General features: G+C 41.8%; 8 protein-coding genes. All 8 read left to right on the top strand.

The window, feature by feature from the left end; genetic code table 11:
* Positions 1 to 116 precede the first annotated feature (116 nt).
* Positions 117 to 911 (top strand): BamA/TamA family outer membrane protein, encoded by a 795-nt coding sequence (locus tag FH976_RS08475; protein WP_194090435.1) that lies wholly within the window; start codon positions 117 to 119, stop codon positions 909 to 911.
* A gap of 311 nt (positions 912 to 1222) precedes the next feature.
* Positions 1223 to 3820, top strand: coding sequence for a bifunctional aconitate hydratase 2/2-methylisocitrate dehydratase (gene acnB, locus FH976_RS08470; protein WP_194090434.1), 2598 nt, complete (start codon positions 1223 to 1225; stop codon positions 3818 to 3820).
* Positions 3821 to 4024: 204 nt separating this feature from the next.
* Positions 4025 to 4399, top strand: a complete 375-nt coding sequence (locus FH976_RS08465) for a YacL family protein (RefSeq protein ID WP_194090433.1) — start codon at positions 4025 to 4027, stop codon at positions 4397 to 4399.
* Between the two features lie 208 nt (positions 4400 to 4607).
* Positions 4608 to 4946: a P-II family nitrogen regulator gene (gene glnK, locus FH976_RS08460; RefSeq protein WP_194090432.1), complete on the top strand. Its 339-nt coding sequence runs from the start codon at positions 4608 to 4610 to the stop codon at positions 4944 to 4946.
* 135 nt (positions 4947 to 5081) lie between these two features.
* Complete coding sequence (locus FH976_RS08455) at positions 5082 to 6311, top strand: ammonium transporter (protein ID WP_194090431.1); 1230 nt, start codon at positions 5082 to 5084, stop codon at positions 6309 to 6311.
* Positions 6312 to 6477: 166 nt separating this feature from the next.
* The gene (locus FH976_RS08450; RefSeq protein ID WP_194090430.1) at positions 6478 to 7491 is read left to right on the top strand and encodes a Fe(3+) ABC transporter substrate-binding protein; all 1014 of its coding nucleotides are present in this window, start codon (positions 6478 to 6480) and stop codon (positions 7489 to 7491) included.
* A gap of 70 nt (positions 7492 to 7561) precedes the next feature.
* Positions 7562 to 9202: an ABC transporter permease gene (locus FH976_RS08445; protein ID WP_194090429.1), complete on the top strand. Its 1641-nt coding sequence runs from the start codon at positions 7562 to 7564 to the stop codon at positions 9200 to 9202.
* Positions 9203 to 9204: 2 nt separating this feature from the next.
* On the top strand, positions 9205 to 10275 hold the full coding sequence (locus tag FH976_RS08440; RefSeq protein WP_194090437.1) for an ABC transporter ATP-binding protein: 1071 nt from the start codon (positions 9205 to 9207) through the stop codon (positions 10273 to 10275).
* Positions 10276 to 10295 lie beyond the last annotated feature (20 nt).

Genomic DNA, 10295 nt, shown 5'->3' with positions numbered 1-10295 from the left:
CGAATCTTGAAATTGGCACGGATAAGCTTATTGGGGGGGAGTTGTATATCCCAATGTCTTATAACTAGAACTTTTTTACTTCTTTTTCCGCTTCTTATAGTGATGAGAAGTCGAGCGTGTTTTTATCTCAAAATGGTACCGCGACCAAAAATGTAAGTAATTTATCGGATACTGAAAACTCATTACCTGTCGATTACGTCCGCTGGGTGGGGGATATTGCTCTAGGCTTCCAACCAACCTTATGGCAAGAATTTCGTATTGGGATGCGTTATACCGATGGTAATACCTATGTGACTGGGTTACCGATTGCTGGTGATTTAGATTATACCCGTCAAGGGGCTTATGCTCGCTATCGTTTTGATACTTTAGATGATGTTAACTTTCCTTCTAAAGGTTTTTATGCGGATATGCAGTACCTTATTTCGCAAGATGAAACCAATGATTCTGGAAGTACGACTAAGGATACGGTCTCCGAAATTACTACCAAGTTTGTGGCTGCGCAGCATTACAAAAAGCATTCTTTAGTTGGGCAAATTGAATACGAAACGGTAGATAGTCGCAATTCATTTTTACCCATAGCACCACGAGAGCTTGGTGGGTTTCTTAACTTGTCAGGGATCCCCAAAGATAGTTTAGCGGGAAGTAATAAGGCATTTAGTAGCTTAGTGTATCGATACAAATGGTTTGATAATGACTTTGGGCTATTTCAATCCCCCGTTTACTTAGGCGCTTCTTTGGAATACGGTGGAGTCTGGTCTGATACCAGTCAAAAACTGGATACCGATTCGTTGTATATGGCGGGATCGCTTTTTACCGGTATAGATTCTCCGATTGGGCCTATAATTTTAGCTTATGGTCAAACCGAGCAAAGTTACCGCTCGATTTATTTGATTGTAGGATCGGCTTTTTAACTGTTGATAAATGAAAATTACAGTTGATAAATGAAAGTTATCCGCTGATAAATAAAAAGTTGTAGTAGCATATATTTGTCCAATTACAGTAATTTAGTTTCTACTTTGCTAGCTTGGTCAAATTCGCTTGATTTTAATTTTTCGTTAAATTTGTTATTCTGATGTACACACTTTGGCTCCGCGCCGTATTCCCTTATTAAGAATCAGTCTGATCTTATTCTTAATAACATAAGCAAGAAGCCAATTTTCCAAGGATGTTTTCCCTTTGTACCGATTATAAAAAGGGCGAACCGCAATGAGAGGAATGAGCCGTGCTTGAAGCCTACCGTAAACACGTCGAAGAGCGTGCCGCTGAAGGAATTGTCCCAAAACCTTTAGACGCTGAGCAGGTTGCTGCTTTGGTAGAACAGCTTAAAAACCCACCGAAAGGTGAAGAAAGCTTTCTGCTCGATTTACTTGAAAACCGTATTCCGCCTGGTGTAGATGAAGCCGCTTATGTTAAAGCTGGTTTTTTAACTGCTATAGCGAAAAGCGAGGCAAAATCTCCACTAGTGAACCGCGAAAAAGCGGCGCAACTGCTTGGCACTATGCAAGGCGGTTATAATATTGAACCACTAATTAGTTTCCTTGATGATGAGCTACTTGCTCCTATCGCGGTTGAAGCTTTATCTCATACCTTATTAATGTTCGATTCTTTCCATGATGTGGAAGAGAAGGCTAAAGGTGGTAATGATTCAGCTCAGCAAGTTCTGCAATCTTGGGCTGACGCAGATTGGTTCTTGAAGAAGCCGAAAACTGCAGACAAGGTGACATTGACTGTATTTAAAGTGACCGGTGAAACTAACACTGATGATCTATCACCAGCGCCAGATGCTTGGTCTCGCCCTGATATTCCATTACATGCCCTCGCGATGCTAAAAAATGAGCGTGAAGGTATTGAACCTGATCAAGCCGGTGAAATAGGCCCGATTAAGCAAATTGAAGCGCTGAAAGAAAAAGGCCATCAACTTGTTTATGTTGGTGATGTGGTTGGAACGGGGTCTTCTCGTAAATCAGCGACTAACTCCGTGCTTTGGTTAATGGGGGATGACATCCCATTTGTGCCAAACAAACGTGCTGGTGGTTTTTGTCTGGGTGGGAAAATTGCACCAATCTTCTTTAATACTATGGAAGATGCTGGCGCACTGCCGATTGAGCTCGATGTGTCTAAAATGGACATGGGTGATGTGATTGATATTTATCCTCATGATGGAAAAGTATGCAAGCACGATACTGACGAAGTTATCTCGACCTTTAAACTAAAAACCGACGTGCTATATGATGAAGTTCGTGCTGGTGGTCGTATTCCTTTGATTATTGGCCGTGGTTTAACTGACCGTGCTCGTGTCGCACTTGGACTTGAGCCATCGAAAGTATTCCGTCGTCCTGTACCGGCAGCCGAGTCAAATAAAGGTTTTACTCTAGCTCAAAAGATGGTCGGTAAAGCATGTGGTGTCGCGGGCGTTCGTCCTGATACTTATTGTGAGCCAAAAATGACTACGGTAGGATCGCAAGATACTACGGGTCCAATGACGCGTGATGAGCTTAAAGATCTGGCTTGCCTAGGTTTCTCTGCTGATTTGACCATGCAGTCTTTTTGTCATACTTCAGCATATCCAAAACCAATTGATGTAAATACACACCATACGCTACCTGATTTTATTATGAATCGTGGCGGTGTATCACTTCGCCCTGGCGATGGCATCATTCACTCATGGTTAAACCGTATGCTTCTGCCTGATACCGTTGGTACTGGTGGTGATTCACATACACGTTTCCCATTAGGTATTTCATTCCCTGCGGGTTCTGGTTTAGTGGCGTTTGCTGCGGCAACCGGTGTTATGCCATTGGATATGCCTGAATCAATTTTGGTTCGCTTTAAAGGTGAGATGCAACCGGGTATCACTCTGCGTGACTTGGTGCATGCTATCCCTTATGTTGCGATCCAAAAAGGTTTATTAACCGTTGCTAAAGCTGGCAAGGTGAATGAATTCTCTGGTCGTATCCTTGAGATTGAAGGCCTTGAGCATTTAACCATTGAGCAGGCATTTGAATTATCAGATGCATCGGCAGAGCGTTCAGCTGCTGGTTGTACTGTGAAGCTTTCTGAAGCGTCGATTGCTGAATACTTAAACTCAAACGTCGTCATGCTTAAATGGATGATCTCGGAAGGTTATGGCGATCGCCGTACGATTGAGCGTCGTATTACTGCGATGGAAGAGTGGCTAGCGAACCCTGAGTTGATGTCAGCGGATGCTGATGCGGAATATGCACACGTGATTGAGATTGATATGGCAGATATTAAAGAACCTGTTCTTTGTGCGCCAAACGATCCTGATGATGCACGTCTGCTTTCTGAAGTTCAAGGTACGAAGATTGATGAAGTCTTCATCGGCTCTTGTATGACCAACATTGGCCATTTCCGTGCGGCAGGTAAGTTACTTGAAAAGCATAAAGGTTCGCTTGATACGCGCCTTTGGGTTGCACCACCGACGAAGATGGATCGTGATCAACTTACTGAAGAAGGCTATTACGGTATCTTTGGTCGTGCTGGAGTTCGTATTGAAACTCCGGGTTGTTCGTTATGCATGGGTAACCAAGCGCGAGTGGAAGACGGTGCGACAGTGATGTCGACTTCAACCCGTAACTTCCCTAACCGTTTAGGTACAGGGGCTAATGTCTTTTTAGCGTCTGCTGAACTTTCTGCAGTTGGTGCGATTTTAGGTCGAATCCCAACCAAAGAAGAGTACATGCAATACGCGGATCAAATTAACGCGACGGCTGCCGATACTTATCGTTACCTGAATTTCCACAAGATGGAACATTACACTAAGAAAGCAGATACGGTTATTTTCCAAGAACCGGCATAAATGTTTTTGCATTGCCAATGAAATCAAACCGCTGACAAGTTCAGCGGTTTTTTTATGTGTTGATAACCAACAAATATGATCTTAGTGCTATTGGTATAAGATGTTTCGCAAAACTCTCTAGTTCTTAGCTTGCGTTTCTAGGTCGAAAAATTATCCATTTACAAGTAAACTTCCTTTATCCCTTTGAAAAAATAAAGATGCATTATGGACTTTGAATTTAAGAAAAATACTTTAGACGGCAGTTATCGTGTGGTGTTTTCATCAGGACATGAAGCGATTGGACATTGGTTGATTGAAGAAATTGGCACCAATACGGAAAAGTTGGATGCTATTGTGCAACAACTTGGTGCACAAAAAAACATCAATCAAGAGTGGCGTCAGCAGGGAAAGGATTGGACGTTATCGATTGAGCAAAATGAAATTAACATCAGCGCTAACCATTTGTTAAATATAGATTCCGATCAAGAGGATGAGTTTGATGATTCACTTTCTGCTTACGATGAAGAGAGTGTTTCTTGGTGTGGCATTGAGGATTTTGAACAAGTTTTACAATCTTGGCGAGCATTTGTCAGTCAATAATTTCGTTTTTCCTATCTTGCCTCGAATCGTGAGGCATTTGCACTTACTTAGTGCGTCTATTTTCGTGCAATTCTTATCATAACCTCGTTATTCCTTATTTAACAATTAGTTAAAAACTTGGCACGTAATTTGATTGTCTTTATCTAAGGAACAAAAACTCAGGCAGCATTGAGTTAAACAATCAAGACGGATCTGGCGAGGGAATGTAATGAAACAAATTAATGCAATTATCAAACCATTTAAATTAGACGATGTTCGTGAAGCGTTAGCTGATGTGGGTATTGACGGTATGACGGTATCTGAAGTGAAAGGCTTTGGGCGTCAAAAAGGCCATACAGAACTCTATCGTGGCGCGGAATATCAAGTCGATTTTCTACCGAAAGTTAAGATCGAAATAGCGACTCAATCGGATAATGTTGATCGAGTTATTGAGGCAATTGTTAAAGCCGCTCAAACCGGGAAGATTGGTGACGGTAAAATTTTTGTCTATGACTTAGAACATGCGGTGCGTATTCGTACCGGTGAAACGGATGATGAAGCCCTGTAATACTGATTTCTTTGGATCGAAAGATCGAATAGATCCCTTATTCGAACAGATCATTTACTGAAATAGACAGTTAAAAAACAGGCAGCCTAATAGAAATAGGTAGGCGCTTAGATTAAATCGATTGGAGAATTTAAAATGGAACTTTCAACCACAGTAGCCGAACTTCGTTACGCACTTGATACTTTTTTCTTCCTTATTTCTGGGGCATTAGTGATGTGGATGGCCGCAGGTTTTGCGATGCTAGAAGCTGGCTTAGTACGCTCTAAAAATACCACTGAAATATTAACTAAAAACTTTGTGCTTTATGCCATTGCTTGTACGGTTTTCTTGTTAGTTGGCTACAACATCATGTATGTCGGTAATGATGAAGGAGGCATTATTCCTTCGATTGGAACATTTATTGGTACCCAAGCTGAAGGCGCCGATCATTCATTGGGTTCGGATTTCTTTTTCCAAGTCGTGTTTGTTGCAACCGCAATGTCAGTGGTCTCTGGCGTAGTTGCTGAGCGCATGAAATTATGGGCTTTCTTAGTTTTCGCTGTTGTACTGACAGGTTTTATCTACCCAATGGAAGGTTACTGGACATGGGGCGGTGGTTTCTTATCAGCTGCTGGTTTTAGTGATTTTGCCGGTTCTGGTATTGTGCATTTAGCGGGTGCTTCTGCTGCACTAGCCGGGGTCTTATTATTAGGTGCTCGTAAGGGTAAATATGGTCGGAATGGAGAAATCCACCCAATTCCAGGATCAAGCATGCCGCTTGCTACTTTAGGTACATTTATTTTATGGATGGGTTGGTTTGGTTTTAACGGCGGTTCTCAATTGGCTTTATCTAACTTTGAAAATGCAACCGCAGTCGGTCAAATCTTCTTGAATACTAATGCGGCGGCTTGTGCTGGTGCGATTGCCGCACTGATTATGGTTAAATCAATCTGGGGCAAAGCCGATTTATCGATGATTCTGAATGGGGCATTAGCTGGTCTAGTCGCTATTACTGCTGATCCACTGTCTCCTTCTCCTGTTGCTGCTGTTATTGTTGGTGGTATCGCGGGTATTTTAGTGGTGTTGAGTATTCTAGCGTTTGATAAAGTGAAGATTGATGATCCAGTCGGTGCATTATCGGTACACGGCGTGTGCGGTATTTTCGGTTTAATGGTTGTGCCATTTAGTAATACTAATGCAAGCTTTGGCACTCAACTATTCGGTACAGTAGTTATTTTTGCTTGGGTCTTTATTGCGAGTTTAGTTGTTTGGGGGATCATTAAAGCGACGATGGGTATCCGTGTAACCGAAGAAGAAGAGCTAGACGGTATGGATATTCACGATTGTGGTGTAGTGGCTTATCCCGAGTTTTCTTCATCTAAATAAATTTTAACTATGGTTGATATTTACATTTGCTTACAAAGCCCTGCTCATTTGAGTGGGGCTTTCTCACATTTATCCATTACTGAATATTGAGTTATACGATTATCTCTATAAAATAATCGCATTGAGAATTATTATCACTTATGTTTATTTTATTAAAGGATTGAATATGAAAAAGCTGTTTCTTGCTTCTGCTATTGCTGTGAGTGCATTTTCACCAAACCTAATGGCAGCCGAAGAAGTGAATGTATATTCTTACCGTCAGCCATTTTTAGTTGAGCCTATGCTGAAGGAGTTCACAGAAGAAACAGGTATTAAAGTGAATGTGAAATTTGCTAAAGAAGGGTTAGCCGAGAAACTCAAACAAGAGGGTGAATATAGCCCAGCAGATGTTGTTTTAACGGTTGATATTAGTCGTCTTGCTGAGTTAACTAAAATGGATGTCGTCCAACCGGTTAACAGTAAAGTGATTGATGCCAATATTCCCGCGCAATATCGTGATAAAGAAGGGGAATGGTTTGGTGTAACGACTCGAGCTCGAGCAGTTTATTCATCTAAAGATCGTATCGGTAAATTACCCGCTTCATTTGACTATTTAGATCTGGCTAAACCTGAATTTAAAGGCAAGATTTGTACTCGCTCAGGTAAGCACCCTTACAATGTTTCCTTAGTGTCAGCCATGATTGCTCATTATGGCGAAGCTGAAACCAAAACGTGGCTGGAAGGCGTTAAAGCAAACTTAGCACGTAAGCCTCAGGGCAGTGATCGTGGTCAAGTGCAGGCGATCAAAGAAGGCCTTTGTGATGTTTCCCTTGGTAACAGCTATTACTTAGGCAAAATGCTGAACGATAAAGATCAAAAAGCATGGGCAGATGCCGTCTACATCAATTTCCCTGGGCAAGAAGCAAAAGGCACTCATGTCAATATAAGTGGTATGGCGATGGCGAAATACGCACCAAATAAAGATAGCGCTCTAAAATTAATGGAGTTTTTATCTGGTGATGTAGCACAAAGCATGTACGCACAAGATAATTTTGAATCGCCAGTAAAAGTGGGGGTGAAACCTTCAGAATTAGTGGCTTCATGGGGTGAATTTAAAGCGGATACTCTATCTTTAGATGAGATCGCAGCTCATCATGAAGCGGCGATTAAACTGCTCGATGAAGTGAAGTTTGACCTGTAATCAATCTAATGTTGAATGATAAAAGTAAGGATTCTTTTATCATTCGCTTTCAACCATTAAGTAGTTGGGAATGAAAGAAAAATTTTCATTATGGAAAACCAGCAGTTTGGGGCTATCTCTATTGCTGGTTTTACCGATCTTAGCGATCTTCTACACGGCACTTTTTAATACCTCCGTTGGCAAAACGGATGATTTATTTTCTCATTTATTTGCCACGGTCTTACCAACGTATACTTACAACACCGTTGTTTTAGTGGCTGGCACTATGTTGCTGAGTGCCGTGTTTGGCGTTCCCGCGGCTTGGTGCATGGCGATGTGTCGGATGCCCGGTGAAAAGGTTTTGCAATGGGCATTAGTCTTGCCATTAGCGATGCCAGGATACATTGTGGGTTATATTTATACCGATTGGTTTGATGTAGCAGGACCCATTCAAATTTTATTAAGGGAGCTCACAGGCTGGCAGGTTCGAGCTTATTGGTTTCCTGATTTACGAACGCTTCAGGGCGCGATTATTGTTCTCGCTTTAGTACTTTACCCCTATGTTTATTTATTGGCTCGTGCTGCCTTTATGGAGCAAAGCTCATCACTTCTTCATTCTGCTCGTTTATTAAAATGCAGTCCTTGGCAAAGCTTTCGTCGAGTTTCCTTACCTCTTGCTCGCCCTGCGATTGCGGTTGGTCTCTCATTGGTGGCAATGGAAGCATTAGGGGATTTTGGCACTATGAATTATTTTGCAGTGAGAACTTTAACCACGGCTGTGTATGATACTTGGCTGGGCTATTCTAACTTAATTGCTGCGGCCAAAATATCGTCTATTATGTTGCTTGTCGTCGTATTTTTATTAAGTCTTGAGCGTTATAGCCGCCGTAAACAAAAGCGGTTTCAAACTCAATTTTCTAGCCATGAAGATAATCGCTATGCGCTAGTGGGTTGGAAGAAATGGGCTGCCAGTTTCTGGTGCTGGGGCTTAGTGTGCGCAGGCTTCTTATTTCCCATTCTTCAACTAAGTGATTATGCCAAGCGCTACTTTACTCGTAGCTGGACCAATGAATTCGCCGTGTATGCGATAAATAGTTTATATGTTTCTTTTTGTGTTGCGGTAACCGCCGTGTGTGTGGCATTAATCGTGAATTTCTATCGACGTTTATCTCACGAGAAGGGAAGTATATTACCCATGCGATTGTCTTCACTTGGTTATGCGGTGCCGGGGACAGTATTGGCGATTGGGATCATGGTGGCAGTATTAACGCTTGATCATAGTGTGAACGATATCGCTAAATATATGGATTGGGGGAGACCTGGCCTGATCTTTTCTGGCACTATGTTTGCGTTGGTCTTTGCGTTGACGGTCCGTTTTTCCGCTGTGGCGATTGGCAGCATTGAAAGTGGACTAAGTAAGGTTGCACCAAGCCTTGATATGGCCGCTAGAACGATGGGTTGTAATAGCAATCAGATGTTACGTAGAATTCATTTACCTTTAGTCTCTCGTGGTGTGTTAATTGCAGGCTTACTCGTGTTCATAGAATCAATGAAAGAGTTAAATGCCTCTTTACTACTACGCCCCTTCAATTTTGAGACTTTGGCGACTTACGTTTATAACTTTGCTTCTGATGAGCAACTAGAAATGGCGGCATTACCGGCTATTTTATTGATTTTGGTTGGTTTGATCCCGCTTATTTTAGTTAACCGCTCATTAGAAAAGGCGCATTAATGATGTTTGAAAACACTCAAAATCGAGCTGAACAACCGGCATTAACAATACGCAACCTGACGTGCAGCTATAATGGGCAATCATTGAATCAAGCGGTGTTACAAAATCTAGATTTAACGGTTCAGAAAGGTGAAATTGTCTGTTTATTGGGGGCGAGTGGATGCGGTAAAACTACGTTATTAAAAGCCATTGCTGGTTTGCTTCCTTTATCGAAAGGAGTAATAACCCTTGCTAATACTGTGATCGATAATGGTATTACTTGGCTACCGCCTGAATCTCGCAATATTGGTCTTATCTTTCAAGATTATGCTTTATTTCCACATTTAACCGTCAGTGAAAATGTAGCCTTTGGGTTAACGGATTTGAATAAACCTGAGCGAGCCAAAATCGTAGAAAACATGCTAGAACTGGTGCATTTATCTGGGCTCAATGACCGCTATCCTCATCAATTATCGGGTGGCCAGCAACAACGTGTTGCTATCGCTCGTTCACTGGCTTATCAGCCGGATTTATTATTATTGGATGAGCCTTTTTCTAATATTGATACCCAAGTACGTCATGATCTGATACGAGATATTCGTTCTATTTTCAAAGCCCAGGGAGTGACTGCAATTTTTGTCACACATAGCCGTGAAGAAGCGTTTGCTTTCTCAGATAAAATGGCGGTGATGAACTTAGGCGTTATTGAACAATTTGGTAGTGCTGCAGAGCTTTATTATCAACCATCGAGTCCATTTGTTGCTAATTTTTTAGGTGGCGGAACCTATTTACCTGCGGTTAAAAGATCTGAAAATAATTTTGATACCGTATTGGGAATACTTGAAGTGATGGATTCTAATGTGGGTGAAGGGAGCGCATGTGAGATTTTATTACGCCCACAACAAGTAATGATCCACGCTGATGCTGATAGCGAGATCAAAGTAATTGAGCAACAATTTATGGGCGATCATTGTCGTTACGTAATTAATGTTCAAGGGGTTAAGCTATTAGCGCAATCGAATCAATTATTGATGGCTGGGCAAAGCGTATCGGTGAGTATTGATACGAGTTCTGCAGTCATTTTTGAGCAGTAATATGGCTTTGAAATAATGAA

This window comes from Vibrio hibernica (assembly GCF_015223435.1).
Classification (GTDB): Bacteria; Pseudomonadota; Gammaproteobacteria; order Enterobacterales; family Vibrionaceae; genus Vibrio; species Vibrio hibernica.
This window is presented reverse-complemented; position numbering and strand designations above follow the sequence as displayed.